Raw genomic sequence first — 16,098 nt, forward strand, 5'->3', positions numbered from 1 at the left:
TTGCATGATCCGCTAAATGTAATTATGATGGTTACACATGTCGCCGGCTGCGGGATGGGCCGGCGTCGTCAAGTGAGTCAGGAATGAATACCAGCAGCCGGTTCGCGTTTGCCGTCCACGTGCTTGCCTTGCTGTCGATGCAGGAGGGCGTGCCGTTGTCGTCCGACATCATCGCGGGCAGCGTGAACACGAATCCGGCGCTGATCCGCCGGTTGTTGTCGATGCTGGCGGCCGCGGGGCTGACCACGTCGCAACTGGGCGCGGGCGGCGGTGCGCTGCTGGCGCGCGAGCCCGGCGCGATCACGCTGCTCGACGTGTATCGCGCGGTCGACGATGCGCAACTGTTCGCGCTGCACCGCGAGGCGCCGAATCCCGCGTGTCTCGTCGGGCGGCACATCCAGGGCGCGCTGGTCGGCTACATCGGCGACGCGCAGCGGGCGATGGAAGCATCGCTGGGCACGCGCACGCTGGCTGACGTGACGGCCGACGTGCTGGCGCTGGAGCAGCGCACGCAGCAGGCGACACGCGCCGGCGGGTAACCGTCGGCAGGGCAGGCGGCCGGACGGCGCGAGAGGCGCGGCGACCGGCGCGACGGGGGCTTTGCCCCGTTTTTTTCGGTCTTATATGTAATTAACTTCGTTACATATTTTTCTAACTGGAGAATCGATATGACGCAACGTACCTTGAATATCGCGCTGTTCGGCGCCACCGGCACGATCGGCTCGCGCATCGCCGCGGAAGCGGCACGACGCGGCCATCGCGTGACCGCGCTGTCGCGCAATCCGGGTGCGGCCGGCGACGGCATCACCGCGAAGGCGGCCGACCTGTTCGACGCGGCCAGCATTGCGGCCGCACTGCCGGGCCATGACGTCGTCGCGAGCGCGTACGGCCCGAAGCAGGACGATGCGGCGAAGGTCGTCGCGGCTGCGAAGGCGCTGGTTGCCGGCACGCGCCAGGCGGGGCTGAAGCGCCTCGTCGTGGTGGGCGGCGCCGGTTCGCTCGAAGTTGCGCCGGGCCAGCAGCTCGTCGACAGCGAAGGTTTCCCGGAAGCGTACAAGGCGGTCGCACTCGCGCACCGCGACGCACTCGACTACCTGAAGACGGTCGGCGATCTCGACTGGACGTTCTTCGCGCCGGCCGCGCTGATCGCCCCGGGCGAGCGCACCGGTACGTTCCGCACGGGCGTCGGCAAGCTGATCGCGGACGCACAAGGCAACAGCAAGATCTCGGCGGAAGACTACGCGGTCGCGTTCGTCGACGCGCTCGAGCAAGGCAGCTTCGTGCACGAGATCGCGACGGTCGCGTATTGAGCGGTGCGCTGACGCCGGCCAGTGGCGCGTGAGCGCCGGGCTGGCTGCGATTTGCAGGAACGCCAGGCGATTCCCCCTTCACGGGCGGAGTCGCCTGTTTCATTTGGCGCGTGCGGTGTGGCGGCGGATTCGCTCGCGCCTCGCACGTGCGGGATCGGTATTTATACCGGTCGACGCGGCGAAGCCGTTTTCATATTGTTCCCCGTTGTGCAGGATGCATAGAATAAATTTCTATCTACGAGGGACTGGAGAAATGGACGCCATCGATCGCAAGCTGCTGGAGCTGTTGCAGGCCGATGCCACGCTGCCGATCGCGGAACTGGCGCAGCGCGTGAACCTGTCGCAGACGCCGTGCTGGAAGCGCGTGCAGCGGCTCAAGGAAACCGGCGCGATTCGCGCGCAGGTTGCGCTGTGCGATCCGCGCAAGCTCGGGGTCGGCACGACGGTGTTCGTCGCGATCCGCACGAACCAGCACACCGAGGAATGGGCGCAGCGTTTCACGCAGGCCGTGCGCGACATGCCGGAAGTGGTCGAGGTGTACCGGATGAGCGGCGAGACCGATTACCTGCTGCGTGTCGTGGTAACCGGCATCGACGATTACGACCGCGTCTACAAGCAGCTGATTCGCGCGGTGCCGCTGTTCGACGTCAGCTCGTCGTTTGCGATGGAGCAGATCAAGTATTCGACCGCGTTGCCCGTGCGCGATCTTGCCGAGCCGGCCTGACGCGGCAATGAAGCGCGGCAACGAAACGCGGTGATGAAACAACGACGCGGGCGCGCATCGCGCCCGCGAGTTCAGCGGCCGCGCGCCAGTGCGCGCGCGCGTTCGTCGGCCAGCGCGTCGCGGCGCACGAAATCCGCGACGAACGGGCTGGCCGGATGGTGATGCAGCGCGTACGGCGTATCCCATTGCGCGAGCTGGCCGTCCTTCATCACGCCGATCCGGTCGGCGATCGCGAACGCTTCGGCCTGGTTGTGCGTGACGAGGATCGCGGTGTGGCCCGTGCGTTTCAGGATGTCGCGCAGCTCGAACGCAAGCCGCTCGCGTGTATCGACGTCGAGATTCGAGAACGGCTCGTCGAGCAGCAGTAGCTCCGGCGACGGTGCGAGCGCACGCGCGAGTGCGACGCGCTGCTGCTGGCCGCCCGACAGCTCGTGCGGATACGCGCCGCCGGCATCGGCGAGGCCGACGAGTTCGAGCATTTCCGCGACACGCACGCGCCGTTCGGCCTTCGGCATGCGCCGCAGGCCGAACGCGACGTTGTCCGCCGCGCTCAGGTGCGGGAACAGCGCGTAATCCTGGAACATCATGCCGATGCGCCGCCGCTCGGGCGGCACGTCGAGCGATGGCGCCGCGACGGGCACCCCGTCGAGCATGATGCGCCCCATGCGCACCGGCTCGAAGCCGGCGATCGCGCGCAGCACGGTGGTCTTGCCGCAGCCGGACGCGCCGAGCAGGCAGCCGATGTCGCCGCGCGGCAGCGCGAGGCTCAGCCCGTCGACGACGGTGCGGCGGCCGTGCGGCGTGTCGTAGGCGAGGCAGAGGTCATCGAGTTCGAGCAGATTCACGGTGTCAGGCTCCGATCTTGTGGCGGGTGCGGGCGAGCAGGATCACGGGCGCGAGCCCGGCCAGCACGATCGCGAGCGCGGCGACCGCGCCTTCCTCGTAGGTGCCGCGCGCGGCTTCCGCATACAGCCAGGTCGCGAGCGTGTCGAAGTTCAGCGGACGCAGCAGCAGCGTCGCCGGCAATTCCTTCATCGCGTCGACGAACACCAGCAGCGCGCTCGTCGTGAGCGCGGGCCGCAGCAGCGGCAGGTGCACGCGGCGCAGCGTGCCGCCGGCCGTCTCGCCGAGCGAGCGCGCCGCCTGTTCGAGCGACGGCGGGATGCGCGCGAGGCCGGCTTCGATACTGCCGGCCGGGATCGCGAGAAAGCGCACGGTATAGGCGATCACGAGCGCGGCCGACGAGCCCATCAGCAGCAGCCCGTCGCGGCCGAGCACCGCGCCGAACAGCCGGTCGGCCGCCGCGAACGGGATCAGCAGGCCGATCGCGAGCACGGTGCCGGGCACCGCATAGCCGAGGCTCGCGATTCTCGCGCACACGCGGGCCGGGCCCGCGCGGGCGCTGTCGCGTTGCGCGCGCGCGGCCCATGCGACGACGAGCCCGCACGCGAGCGTCGCGACGGTGGCGGCGGTGGCGATCGTCAGCGTGTTCGCGAGCCCGGTCATCAACTGTGCGGAGACGCCGCCGACCAGATGCAGCCGCTTGGCCGTCTCGACCGCGAGGTACGCAGCCGGTGCGCCGAAGCCGAGCAGCACGGGCAGCCAGCCGAGCACGGCGGCGCCCAATGCGGCCGTACCCGTCAGGCGGCGCGGCGTGATCGGCCGCATGCGCCGGCCATGCGCGTAGCGCTGGCGGCGGCGCCCGTAGCGTTCGAGCACGATCATGCCGACGACGATCGCGAGCATCGCAAGTGCGATCTGCGCGGCGCCGGCGAGATCGGAGCGCGTGATCCACGTCGTGTAGACGGACACGGTCAGCGTTTGCACGCCGAGGAATTCCGACGCGCCGATATCGTTCAGCGTTTCGAGCAGCGCGAGGCTCACGCCCACCGCGATCGCGGGCCGCGCGAGCGGCACGACGACGCGCCAGAACGTGGCGATGCGTCCCGCGCCGAGCGTGCGCACGGCTTCGAGCAGGCTCGCGGACTGCGTGACGAACATCGCGCGCGTGCTCAGGTAAACATACGGATACAGCACGAAGCCGAGCACGAAGATCGCGCCGGGCAGCGAGCGCAGGTCGGGCAGGCGGAACTGGCGCGGGCTGTCGAAGCCGAGCAGCCAGCGGACTGCGCCCTGCACCGGGCCGATCGGGTGCAGCAGGTCGAGATAGGCGAACGCGACGATGTAGGTGGGAACCGCGAGCGGCAGCAGCAGCGCCCACGTCAGCATCCGGCGGCCGGGAAAGTCGTACGCGGTGACGAGCCACGCGCAGCCGGTGCCGACGATCGACACGATCGCACCGACGCCCGCGAGCAGCAGCAGCGTATTGACGAGTGCCTGCGGCAGCACGAATTCGGCGAGATGGCGCCAGTGGGCGAGATCGGCGTCGAACGCGGCGGCCACGAGCACCGCGAGCGGCGCCGCCACAGCCGCGGCGATCGCCAGCGCCGCGAGCAGCCACAGGCTGCCCGCGCGCGGTAGCAGGCGCGGCCGGCAGGGCGCGCGGCGCGCGCCGCCGGCGGGGGTTGCGTCAGTTGTCAAAACCGACCTTGTCGACCAACTGGCTCGCCTGCTTGCGATGCTTCGCGATGTCCGCCAGCGGCAGCGGGTCGATCTTCAGCGTGCCGAAGCTGGCGATCACCGGGTCGAGCTTCACGTTCGCGCGCACCGGGTATTCGTAGTTCGCCTGCGCATACAGCGCCTGCGCTTCCGGCGACACGAGGTACTCGAGCAGTTTCACCGCGTTGGCCTTGTGCGGCGCATGCTTCGCGACCGTCGCGCCGCTGATGTTCACGTGCGTGCCGCCGCTCTTCGCGTTCGCGAACGTCGGCCGCACGACCTTGATCGCGTCGCCCCACTTGCGTGCATCGCTGCCGGGCTCCGCATTCTTCATGTGGCCGACGTAGTAAGCGTTCGCGAGGCCGACGTCACAGATGCCGCCGAGGATGTCGCGCGCGACGTCGCGGTCGCCGCCCGTCGCCTTGCGCGCGAGGTTCGCCTTCACGCCGCGCAGCCACTTCTCGGTCGCCGCTTCGCCGTCGTGCGCGATCATCGCCGCGACGAGCGCCGTGTTGTACGGGTGCTGGCCCGAGCGGATGCAGACCTTGCCCTTCCATTTCGGATCGGCGAGATCCTCGTAGCGGAACGCATCGACCTTCAGGTCCTTCTCGACGTACAGCACGCGGTCGCGCAGCGACAGCGCGTACCAGTCGCCGTTCGCGCCGCGCAGGTTCGCGGGAATCGCGTCGTCGAGCGCCTTCGAGCGCACCGGCTGCGTGAGCCCGCCGTCGACGAGGTCGAGCAGGTTGCCGACGTCGACCGTCATCAGCACGTCGGCCGGCGACTGCGCGCCTTCCGCCTTCACGCGCTCGAGCAGGCCGTCCTTTACGAACACCGTGTTGACCTTGACGCCGCTCTGCTTCGTGAAGGCGTCGATGAGCGGCTGGATCAGCTTCGGTTCGCGGGTGGTGTACAGGCTCACTTCCTCGGCCGCGTGGGCCAGCGGCGCGAATGCGGCGGCGGCAAGGGCGAGGGCGCCGGCAAGCGGCAGCAGGCGGGTGCGCGGATTCGACATGAAGACTCCGGAAGGGGCAGGTGGACGATGGGAGCGTTCCGGGGCGCGCCTGCCGCCCGAGCGACCCGAAACATTACAAAATGAAAGACTCGAGATTCTAGATCGAAATGGGAACGATTATCAAATGAAAGCTTGCGGGGGAGCGGGCGGAGGACGGGGAAGGGGGATCGGAAACGGCGCGTCGCAGCGGGCGCGCAAGCGCGTAGAATGCCCGCTTCGATGAATTTGACGGAGTCGCCCCGACCATGAACGATCAGCGCAAGAAGAACCCTGTCCGCAACGTGAGCATCCTGATCGTCGTGGCCGTGCTGCTCGTGATCGGGACGATCCTGTACAACGCGATTTCGCAGAAGCACGCATACGACGAGGCCCATCCGGCCGAGGCCGCGAGCGCGGCGTCGCACTGACGTGCCGATGCGCGGCCCGGCGGGCCGCGCACGCAGGGTGGATGCGAAGGGGATGAGGCCCGGCTGTCGGCGCGCGGGATGCCGCGCGGAGCCGGAAGAGAAGCGGGCGCCGGAACCGGCGCGCCGCGTAGGCAGATCAGTCGAGCGTCAACGTGACGCAGGGGCGAACTTCGGGCGGATCCGTGCGTAGAACACGGCCGCGAGCAGCGCGAGCCAGGCCGCGCCGACATACAGCGCGACGCGCGTGTCCTCGAACCAGCCGAGCATCACGATCACGAAGCCCATGAACGCGATCGTCAGGGCCGGCGCGACCGGCCACAACGGCACCTTGAACTTCAGCGCCGCGACTTCGGCGGTCGACAGCCGGCGGCGCATCGCGACCTGCGACAGCAGGATCATCAGCCACACCCACACGGTGGCGAACGTCGCGATCGCGGCGACCATCAGGAACACGTCCTTCGGCATCAGGTAGTTGAGCAGCACGCCGACGAGCAGCGCGACCGCCATCACGAGCACCGTGACCCACGGCACACCGTGCCGCGACGTCGTCATCAGCACGGCCGGCGCCTGGCCCTGGCGCGCCATCCCGAACATCATCCGGCCCGCGCCGAAGATGTCGCTGTTGATCGCGGAGATCGCCGCGCTGATCACCACCAGGTTGAGGATCGTCGCGGCCGACTTCACGCCGAGCGCCGAGAAGATCTGCACGAACGGGCTGCCGTCGTTGCCGACACCCGTCCACGGGCTGATCGACATCAGCACGACCATCGTCAGCACGTAGAACAGCAGGATGCGCGCGGGCACCGCGTTGATCGCGCGCGGAATCACGCGCTCCGGATCCTTCGCCTCGCCGGCGCTCATGCCGATCACCTCGATCCCGCCGTACGCGAAGATCACGACCGACAGCGACGCGATCAGCCCGCCGACGCCGTTCGGCAGGAAGCCGCCATGATTCCACAGGTTCGCGAACGTCGGCACGTCGGCCGAGTGGCCGAAGTGCATGCCGGTCAGCAGGATCGCGACGCCGCCGCCGATCATCGCGATGATCGCGCCGACCTTGATGATCGACAGCCAGAACTCGAGTTCGCCGAACACCTTCACGTGGCACAGGTTCAGCCCGCAGATGATCGCGACCACGCCGAGCACCCAGATCCATTGCGGGACATCCGGAAACCAGAAGCCCATGTAGATGCCGAACGCGGTGATGTCGGCGATCGCGACGATCACCATTTCGAGCGTGTAGGTCCAGCCGGTGACGAATCCGGCGAACGGGCCGAGGTTCTCGGTCGCATAGTGGCCGAACGAGCCGGCGACGGGCTCGCGCACGGCCATCTCGCCGAGCGCGCGCATCACCATGTAGACGGCCGCGCCGCCCAGGATGTACGCCAGAATCACCGCCGGGCCCGCGAGCTGGATCGCGGACGCCGAACCGTAGAACAGGCCCGTGCCGATCGCCGAACCCAGCGCGAGAAAGCGGATGTGCCGCGCGCTCAGGTGGCGCTGCAAGTTTTTCATCGTGTCTCCGATATCGTTATGCGACGGACCGGGCGAACGGGGCCGGTCCGATTGGCTCAAGTTGTATAGACAACTTAAATGTGAACGAATGATAACAAGCCGGGCCGGGTGACCGGAATCGGGTATTCCCTGACTGGCGCGACGGGCGCAATGCGGGGCGGGGCGGTCGTGCCTCGAGGGCGCGGGCCGCGTGGGACGGGCGGGTCATGCTGCGGGGATCGCTGAATCGGGAGCGCCGGGGCCGATCCGCGGCATGCGCGGGCCGGCCACCGGCGGGGTAAAGCCTGGGGTCAGGCGGGCAGGCGGATCACGCTCGCATCCTTGCGGATCAGCAGCGACGACGCGAGCATCTGCTTGCACTGGTGCGCGAGCACCTTCAGGTCGTGCGTGAGCTCGGCCCCCACCGCATCGGATTGCTCCGCGGACACGACCATCGCGTCGAGGTCGCGCGTGATCTGCTTCGACGCGTCGAGCTGGTCGGCGGGCGGCGGCTCGCCCGCTTCCGCCTTCTCGAGATTGTCGAGCACGGCAGCGAGGCCGCGATGCAGCGCGTCGTCGTGGAGGATGCTGCCGTCGGCCGCGCAGGCCGTGCGGATCAGCGGCGCGGCGGCCGTGATCTGCGCGCCGAGCACGTGCGTCTGCACGAGCAGGTCGTTCAGTTCGGGCACGAAGCGCTGGTGCGCCTTCGGCTCGATCATCATCCGCTGGAACGCCTGCCCGAGATTCGCGAACGCGATGTGCACGTCCTTGCGCGCGAGGCGGTAGCGGTAGTCGTCGTCGAGCGCCGTGGCCGGCGTCTCGATGGCCGCGGCGACGACCGGCACGACGGCCGCGCCGTCGGCGGCCGGCACCGGCGGCGGCGACATGCCGCGCCCGGCGCGCCACACGGCTTCGAAATACTTGCGGGTGGCGGTGAGCATGTCGGCGACCTGCTTGCCCATCAGCCGGTATTCCCAGTAAGGGAACAGCCGGCTCGCGGCGATCGCGATCATGCAGCCGACCACCGTGTCGATCGCGCGCTCGCCGATGATCCGCATGCTGCCCGGCGCGAGCAGGTGGAACATCAGCAGCACGTACGACGACGTGAACACGACGCTCGCCGCGTAGTTGAACAGCAGCAGGCTGTAGCTCATCACCATCGACCCGAACATGATCGCGATCAGCAGGTGCGTGTCCTTGACCGTGTAGATCAGCGCGACGCTCGCCGCGCAGCCGATCAGCGTACCGACGATACGCGCCGCGTTGCGCTGCTTGGTGAGCGAGTAGCCGGGCTTCAGGATGATGATGGTCGTCATCACGATCCAGTACGCGTTCGTGAGCGGCAGCAGCCGGCCGAGCCAGAACCCGACCGCGACCGCGATCGTCACGCGCAGCGCGTGGCGGAAGCTCGGCGAGCGCATGTTCAGGTTCGAGAAGATCAGGAGCGGCGACATCCGGCGGCGCTGCAGGAAGCGCGTGAGCGCCTTGTCGATCTTCAGCTCGGTTTGCTGCGGATCGGCGCGGCCCGACAGGTTGCGGCGCATCCGGTCGATCAGGCGCGTCGCGCTCCAGATGCGGCGGAACGTGGCCAGCACGGCCGCATACGCTTCCGCATTGGTGGCCGGGAAGTTCTTCTTGCGCATCAGCTCGATCTCGTACTCGATCGCGCGCAGCTCGGCCTTCACGCTGATCCGCGAATGCGGCGCGCGGTTCTCGAGCACCGCGAGGCCGATTTCCTCGAGATCGGCAGCCGCCTTGCGGATCAGGTCGCGGTAGAAAATGATCAGATCGGAGCCGCCGAACGTATTGCGCACCAGCGGGTAGTCGGTGTGGGCGCCGACGAACAGCTCGTGCAGGTCGACGCTGTTGATGAACAGGTTGTACATCGTCGTGCGGCCGGGGTCGAGCTTGCCGCGGCGCAGCTTCGGCAGGTTGCGCAGCACGATGTCGCGCGCGGTTTCCTGCGTTTCGACCGCCGTGATCTGCTTGGCGACGAGATTGCGGTAGCACTCGTCGAGATCGGCATCGAGATCGTAGAACTGCGCGCGCGCGAGCAGGTAGTCGGCGCACGCGAACAGGCTCTCGGCCAGCGCCTGCTGCTCGATCCGGCGCGCTTGCCATTGCGACACGAGCGTGGCCCAGTACGTGTACCAGAGCCCGCCCGCGAGGATCCAGCCGGCGTTGATGAACGCCTGCAGCGGCGTGAACTTCTCCTCGAGCGTCATCACCATCATGAACAGCGTCGCGAAGCTGATCTGCGGCCAGCGGTTGCCGTAGACGACGATCAGCGACAGCACGAAGGTGAGCGGCACGATGGTGAGCCACAGCACGAAGATGTTCGGTGTCGCGAGGCCGGTGGCGAGCGCGGCCAGAAAACCGATCACGCTGCAAGCGAGCATTTCGTTGTGCTTGTACTTGAGCGGGCCGGGCATGTCGACGACACAGGCGCCGAGCGCGCCCGTCGAGATCGTGAAGCCGAGCTCCCGGTTGTGAAACACGATCAGGCACAGCACGGCCGGCAGCGAGACGCCGACCGCGATCCGCAGGCCGCCGAAAAAGTACTGGCTGTAGAAAAACTTTCTGATTTCGACCGAATAGCGCATCGATGGGCTGAATAGCAGACGAAGACGCCCGGGGGCGGCATCTTGACTGGCGACGAGTCTATCGTATTTCGCGGTCCGTAAAACCTGGCCGTCCGGACGAGGTTCGCGACGGCGGCCCATTTGCTATCCTTGGTGATCCTGTTCGCCCGGCCCGGCCGGCGCGAGGTTCCGACGCCCGCTTCATGCTCCATCTCTTCTATTCGAATCGTCACGAAACGCTGGCCGACGCGCTGCTCGAGGATCTGGCCGCGTTCCCGGCCCGCAATGGCCCGTGGGCGCCGCAACAGGTCATCGTGCCGAGCGCGGCGCTGCGCCGCCGTCTCGAGCTCGACATCGCCGCGCGCAACGGCGTGTGCGCGAACGTCGAGTTCACCTATCTCGCGCAATGGCTGTGGGCGCAGATCGGTCGCGTGATGGAGGTGCCCAAGCGTTCGCCGTTCGCGCCCGATCGCCTCGTGTGGCGCTGCTACCGGCTGTTCGCGCAGGCGGCAGGCGGCGCGCCGTGGCTCGCGTCGCCGCGGCTGGCCGCGTATCTGTCCGCGTCCGACGATGCGATGCGCTACGAGCTGGCACACCGCGTCGCGGCCGTGCTCGATCATTACCTGACCTATCGTCCCGAATGGCTGGCCGCATGGCAGGCCGGCGAGTCCGTGCTCGCGGGCGACGGCGCGCCGCGCGGGATCAGCGACGCCGCGCGCGACGACGAGCGCTGGCAGGCCGCGCTGTGGCGTGCGCTGCTCGCGGAGCTGAGCGACAGCGGCACGCCGCCGGCGCACCGCTTCCTCGTCGAGGCGCGCCATCTCGATCCCGAAGCGATCGCGCGCGCGGACTGGCCGGAATCGGTCAGCGTGTTCGCGCTGCCGACGATGCCGCCGCTGCATGTCGCGTTGCTGCGCGAGCTGTCGCGCTGGATCGACGTGCGCGTCTATGCGCTGAACCCGTGCCGCGAGTTCTGGTTCGACATCGTGACCGCCGCGCATGCCGAGGCGCTCGATGCGGCCGGGCGGCTCGATTACCAGGAAGTCGGCCATCCGCTGCTCGCCGAATGGGGCAGGCAGACCCAGGCGCAGCTGCACATGCTGCACGAACTGACTGAAAGCGCCGCGTCGGGCGACGCGTCGCGTTTCGTCGAGAATCCCGCGCCGACGTGGCTCGCGCGCGTGCAGAACGCGATCCTCGAACTGCAGCCGGAGGCCGAAATCGGCGACACGCCGGCCGAGCGCGGGATCGAGGTACACGTGTGCCACAGCCTCGCGCGGCAGCTCGAGGTGCTGCACGACCGGCTGCTCGCGTGGTTCGACGCCGACGCGAGCCTGCAGCCGTCCGACGTGCTCGTCGCGGTGGCCGATCTCGCCGCGGCCGGGCCGCTGATCGATGCCGTGTTCGGCACGGCCGGCGCCGGCGGCTCGCGTGTGCCTTACCGGATCACCGGCTTGCCGCCGTCGCAGGCGAACCCGGTCGCGCGCGTGTTGCTCGACTGGCTCGCGTTGCCGGAGCGGCAGGTCGGCGCGCCCGAGCTGGTCGAATGGCTGCGCGTCGACGCGGTGGCGGCGCGCTACGGCATCGATGCGGCGGCGCTGGAGACGGTGCAGACCTGGCTCGCGGCGGCCGGCGCGCGGCGCGGGCTGTCGCCGCTCGTGAGCGACGACGCGGCCGTGCCGTCGCCGCGCCATACGTTCTCCGATGCGCTCGCGCGGCTCTTTCTCGGTTATGCGATGCCCGAAGGCGCGGCGCCGGTCGGCGCGTGGCTGCCGATCGAGGCGGCCACCGGCAGCGAGGCCGAACTGCTCGGCCGGCTCGCGCGCTTCACCGACGATCTCGACGGCTTCGCGCGGCGGCTGGCCGAATCGCATACGCCGCAAGGCTGGAGCGAGCTGTTCGCCGATACGCTCGCGCGGTTCTTCGATTCGGGCGCCGCGTATGCGGACGCGCTCGCGGGCGTGCGCGACGCGCTCGACGCGATGCTGGCCGCGATGACAGAGGGCGCGCCGGACGAAGCGTTGCCGGCGGCCGTCGTCCGGGCGGGGCTGGCCGCCGCGCTCGACGATCCGGCGCGCGGCGGCGTGCCGTGGGGCGGCGTCACGTTCTCGTCGCTGACGAGCCTGCGCGGCCTGCCGTATCGCGTCGTCTGCCTGCTCGGGATGGACGATGGCGTGCTGCCGAGCCTCGCGCGTGCCGACGAATTCGACCTGATGGCCGTATTGCCGAAGCTGGGCGACCGCCAGCGCCGCGACGACGAGCGCAACCTGTTTCTCGACCTGCTGCTCGCCGCGCGCGACCGGTTGATGATTGCCTACACGGGCCGCAGCATTCGCGACAACGCGCCGTTGCCGCCCGCGGCACTCGTCGACGAACTGCTCGACCATCTCGCGCTCGTCACGGCCGGGCCCGACGCGGCGCCGGATGCGGTCGATGCCGCGCGGCGCGCATTCGTCGTCGAGCATCCGCTGCAACCGTTCGCGGCCGCCTATTTCCAGCCCGGCAGCGAACTCGTTTCCTTTGACGCCGAGCGTGCGACGCTCGCGTCGTTGCTGGCCGCCGAGGGGTCGCGCGACGGGCCGCGCGAGTTGCCGTTCTTCGCGCAGCCGCTGCCGGCCGAACCGGTCGAGCCTGTCGCATTCAGCGAATTCGAACGCTTCTGGCGCCATCCCGCGCGTGCGCTGCTGCGCGCGCGGCTCGGCATCGTGCTCGCCGACGCGCAGGCCGAACTGCTCGACACCGAGCCGTTCGCGCTCGACTTCGCCGGCAGCGATGCGCTCGCCGAGCGCGTGCTGCCGTTGCTGATCGAGTCGGACGAGGGCGGCGTGCACGATCACGCGCTGCGCATCGCGGACGCGAGCCCCGAACTGCCGGGCGGTGCGACGGGCGCCGTGTGGCGCGACCAGGCGCTCGGCTCGATAACGCAGCTCGCGTCGAACGTGCGCCGCGCGCTGGCCGACGGGATGGAGCGGCGGCCGTTCACGCTCACCGTCGTGCCGGCCTGGCCGGACACCGACCAGGCGCTGTTCGGCGCCGACGACGCGCGGCTGTCGGCCGACGCGGTGAGCGCGCCGCTCGACCTGCACGGCACGCTGAACCGGCTCACGCCGGCCGGGCAGATCATCTATCGCTACGCACGGCCGAGTGCGCGCGACTACCTGTCCGCGTGGCTCGCGCATCTCGTCTACTGCGCGGTGGAGCCTGGCGGCCCGCGCCGCACGCTGTGGTTCGGCAGCGGCGGTGCATTCGAGCTGACACCCGTCGCGGCGCCGCTCGAGCAGCTCGCGCCGCTGGCCGCGCTGTTTCGCGCGGGGCGGCGCATGCCGCTGCGGTTTTTCCCGCGCAGCGCGTGGGCGAGGGTGTCCGACGGCGAGGCGAAGGCCGCGAGCGTCTGGATCAACGAGCGGGTCGTGAGCGAAGCCGACGATCCGGCCATCGCGATCGCGTGGCGCGGTGCGCTTGCATCGCTCGACGAGCCGTTCGGCACGCTTGCGCGGCTCGTGTTCGATCCGCTCGTCGCCCATCTGAAGGAGGTCGCATGAGCGCCGTGTCGCAGCCGCAGCAGGCGCTCGAACTCGATGTGTTCGCGTGCCCGCTCGACGGTGTCAACCAGATCGAGGCGTCGGCCGGTACCGGCAAGACCTGGAACATCTGCGCGCTGTATGTGCGCCTGCTGCTGGAGAAGGATCTCGGTGCGGATCAAATCCTCGTCGTGACCTTCACGAAAGCGGCGACCGCCGAGCTGCACGAACGGATTCGCGGCCGGCTCGCGCAGCTCGCGCATGCGCTCGACACCGGTGACGACGGCGGTGATCCGTTCATCGAGCGTCTGCTGGAAACCACGCTCGGCGAAGACGGCGCGCTCGATCCCGAAACGGCCGCGAAGCGGATCCGGCGTGCGCTGCGCGCATTCGACCAGGCCGCGATCCATACGATCCATGCGTTCTGCCAGCGCGCGCTGCAGGAAGCGCCGTTCGCGGCGGCGATGCCGTTCGCGTTCGACATGGAGGCCGACGATGCGTCGCTGCGCTTCGAACTGGCAGCGGATTTCTGGCGCACGCGCGTCGAGCCGGCAGCCGCGCGCTGGCCGGGCTTCGCGACCTGGCTCGTCGAATCGGGCGCCGGCCCGGCCGCGCTCGATACGCAGCTCGCGCGCCGGCTGAAGAAGCCGCTTGCCGCGCTGCGGTGGGACGGCGTGACCGAGCCGGACGAATCGGCCGAGGCGGCGGCTGGCGAATGCTTCGCCGAGGCCGGGCGGATGTGGGCCGCCGAGCGCGACGCGATCGATGCGTTGCTGCGCGTCGCGCAACCCGCGCTCAACCAGCGCTCGCACAAACCCGAGGCCGTGGCCGCTGCGCTGGCCGCATGGACCGCGCATTTCGCACAGGGCGACGCGACGGCTGCGCTGCCGAAGGCCGCGCTGAAGCTCACCCGCACCGCGCTCGTGAAGGCGACGAAAAAAGGCGGCGCGACGCCCGAACACGCATTCTTCGACGTCGCCGACGCGCTCGAAGCGGCCGTGGCGGCGGCCGAGGCCGCGCAGCGCGCGCGCTGGCTCGCGCTGATCGCCGAATGGCTCGACATGGCGCCGGGCGAGCTGGCCGAGCGCAAGCGCACGCGGCGCGTCGTCTCGTTCGACGATCTGCTCGCGAACCTGTACCACGCGCTGCATGCGCATCCGTGGCTCGCCGAAACGCTGCGCGCGCGCTATCCGGCCGCGCTGATCGACGAGTTCCAGGATACCGACCCGCTGCAGTTCGCGATCTTCGACCGGATCTTCGCGCCGGGCGGCCCGCTGTTCCTGGTCGGCGATCCGAAGCAGGCGATCTACAGCTTCCGCGCGGCCGATCTGCATACCTATCTCGCCGCGCGCGCGCGGGCGAGCGCGTGCTATACGCTCGCGGTCAACCAGCGTTCGACGCCCGCGATCGTCGACGCGTGCAACCGCTTCTTCATGTCGAATCCGCGCGCCTTCGTGCTGGACGGGCTCGACTACTACGCGGTGCGTGCCGGCACGCGCGTGCGCGCGCCGTTCGTCGACGCAACCGATCCGGGCCCGGCAGGCGACTTCCGGGTATGGGCGTTGCCCGGTGGCGAAGGCACGTTGCTCAAGCGTGATGCACAGGCACAGGCCGCCCAGGCCTGCGCCGCCGAGATCGCACGGCTGATGCGCGGCGCGCGCGAAGGGCGCGTGCGGCTCGGCGAGACACCGCTGTCGCCGGGCGATATCGCGGTGCTCGTGCAGACGCACCGGCAGGGCAGTCTCGTGAAGCGCGTGCTGGCCACGTGGGGCATCGGCAGCGTCGAACTGGCGCAGGCCTCGGTGTTCTCGACCGGCGACGCCGAGCAGCTCGAACGCGTGCTGGCGGCGATCGATGCACCGGGCGACCTGCGGCGCTTGCGCGCGGCGCTCGCATCCGACTGGTTCGGCCTCGATGCCGGCGCGCTGTGGCGGATGGAGCAGGGCGACGGCGACGCGCAACGGGAAGCCTCGGCGGCGGACAGCGCCGACGCGATGAGCTGGGTCGAGCGCTTCTCGCGGTATCGGCTGTTGTGGCGCGAACGCGGCTTCGCGGTGATGTGGCGCACGTTCACGCGCGAGCTGCGGATTGCCGAGCGCCTGATGGCCGGCGCGGACGGCGAGCGCCGCGTGACCGACATCAACCATCTGGCCGAACTGACGCAGGCGCGCGCATCCGCGCAGCCGGGCATCGCGCCGACACTGCGCTGGCTCGCCGCGCAACGGCTCGACGGCGGCGGCGAGGAAGCGCAGCTGCGGCTCGAATCCGATCGCAACCTCGTGCAGATCGTCACCGTGCACAAGTCGAAAGGCCTCGAATACGCGATCGTGTTCTGTCCGTTCCTGAACGACGGCGGGTTGCGCGAGCCGCCCGCGTCCGCATTGCCCGATGCGCGCGAGTATCACGACGAGGCGGGCGACGCGGTGCTGCATTACGGGTGCGACGACGAGGCAGCCGAGCATGCGGCGCGGCAGGCGCTGCGCGAG

The 16,098-nt window shown here is 69.4% G+C and carries 11 protein-coding genes; 6 read left to right on the forward strand and 5 right to left on the reverse strand.

All coding sequences use genetic code 11. The features are described from left to right. Window positions 1-83: 83 nt before the first annotated feature. The 3 genes from G3N96_RS16665 (at window position 84) to G3N96_RS16675 (ending at window position 2,034) form a co-directional block, all read left to right on the forward strand. Window positions 84-539: an Rrf2 family transcriptional regulator gene (locus G3N96_RS16665; protein WP_124575922.1), complete on the forward strand. Its 456-nt coding sequence runs from the start codon at window positions 84-86 to the stop codon at window positions 537-539. Window positions 540-668: 129 nt separating this feature from the next. Then, window positions 669-1,310 carry an NAD(P)H-binding protein gene (locus tag G3N96_RS16670; protein WP_206137861.1) on the forward strand — a complete coding sequence of 214 codons (642 nt, stop codon included), beginning with the start codon at window positions 669-671 and terminating at the stop codon, window positions 1,308-1,310. 253 nt (window positions 1,311-1,563) lie between these two features. After that, on the forward strand, window positions 1,564-2,034 hold the full coding sequence (locus G3N96_RS16675; RefSeq protein ID WP_069247564.1) for an Lrp/AsnC family transcriptional regulator: 471 nt from the start codon (window positions 1,564-1,566) through the stop codon (window positions 2,032-2,034). 71 nt (window positions 2,035-2,105) lie between these two features. Here the strand turns inward: G3N96_RS16675 and G3N96_RS16680 are convergent, their stop codons facing one another. Genes G3N96_RS16680 through G3N96_RS16690 form a run of 3 tightly spaced genes read right to left on the reverse strand, consistent with a single transcriptional unit; the run spans window position 2,106 to window position 5,608 of the window. Next, entirely contained in the window at window positions 2,106-2,879 is a 774-nt protein-coding gene (locus G3N96_RS16680; RefSeq protein ID WP_089455896.1) for an ABC transporter ATP-binding protein, read from the reverse strand. Window positions 2,880-2,883: 4 nt separating this feature from the next. After that, window positions 2,884-4,518 carry an iron ABC transporter permease gene (locus G3N96_RS16685; RefSeq protein WP_241022679.1) on the reverse strand — a complete coding sequence of 545 codons (1,635 nt, stop codon included), beginning with the start codon at window positions 4,516-4,518 and terminating at the stop codon, window positions 2,884-2,886. A 46-nt stretch (window positions 4,519-4,564) separates the two neighbouring features. Continuing rightward, window positions 4,565-5,608, reverse strand: coding sequence for a Fe(3+) ABC transporter substrate-binding protein (locus tag G3N96_RS16690; protein WP_089424913.1), 1,044 nt, complete (start codon window positions 5,606-5,608; stop codon window positions 4,565-4,567). A gap of 245 nt (window positions 5,609-5,853) precedes the next feature. On the opposite strand from G3N96_RS16690, the gene G3N96_RS16695 reads away from it, so the two are divergent. Then, window positions 5,854-6,015 (forward strand): hypothetical protein, encoded by a 162-nt coding sequence (locus tag G3N96_RS16695; protein ID WP_006476417.1) that lies wholly within the window; start codon window positions 5,854-5,856, stop codon window positions 6,013-6,015. A gap of 147 nt (window positions 6,016-6,162) precedes the next feature. On the opposite strand, the gene G3N96_RS16700 is transcribed toward G3N96_RS16695, so the two are convergent. Further along, the gene (locus G3N96_RS16700) at window positions 6,163-7,530 is read right to left on the reverse strand and encodes an amino acid permease (RefSeq protein WP_206137863.1); all 1,368 of its coding nucleotides are present in this window, start codon (window positions 7,528-7,530) and stop codon (window positions 6,163-6,165) included. Between the two features lie 290 nt (window positions 7,531-7,820). Further along, entirely contained in the window at window positions 7,821-10,112 is a 2,292-nt protein-coding gene (locus tag G3N96_RS16705; protein WP_206137864.1) for an FUSC family membrane protein, read from the reverse strand. A 182-nt stretch (window positions 10,113-10,294) separates the two neighbouring features. Here G3N96_RS16705 and recC point away from each other — a divergent pair, with 182 nt between their 5' ends. Beyond that, window positions 10,295-13,633: an exodeoxyribonuclease V subunit gamma gene (gene recC / locus G3N96_RS16710; RefSeq protein ID WP_206137865.1), complete on the forward strand. Its 3,339-nt coding sequence runs from the start codon at window positions 10,295-10,297 to the stop codon at window positions 13,631-13,633. Then, a partial coding sequence (locus G3N96_RS16715; RefSeq protein WP_206137866.1) for a UvrD-helicase domain-containing protein occupies window positions 13,630-16,098 on the forward strand: 2,469 nt, incomplete at its 3' end. The genes recC and G3N96_RS16715, both read left to right, overlap by 4 nt.

The organism is Burkholderia sp. Se-20373, assembly GCF_017104705.1.
Taxonomy (GTDB): Bacteria; Pseudomonadota; Gammaproteobacteria; order Burkholderiales; family Burkholderiaceae; genus Burkholderia.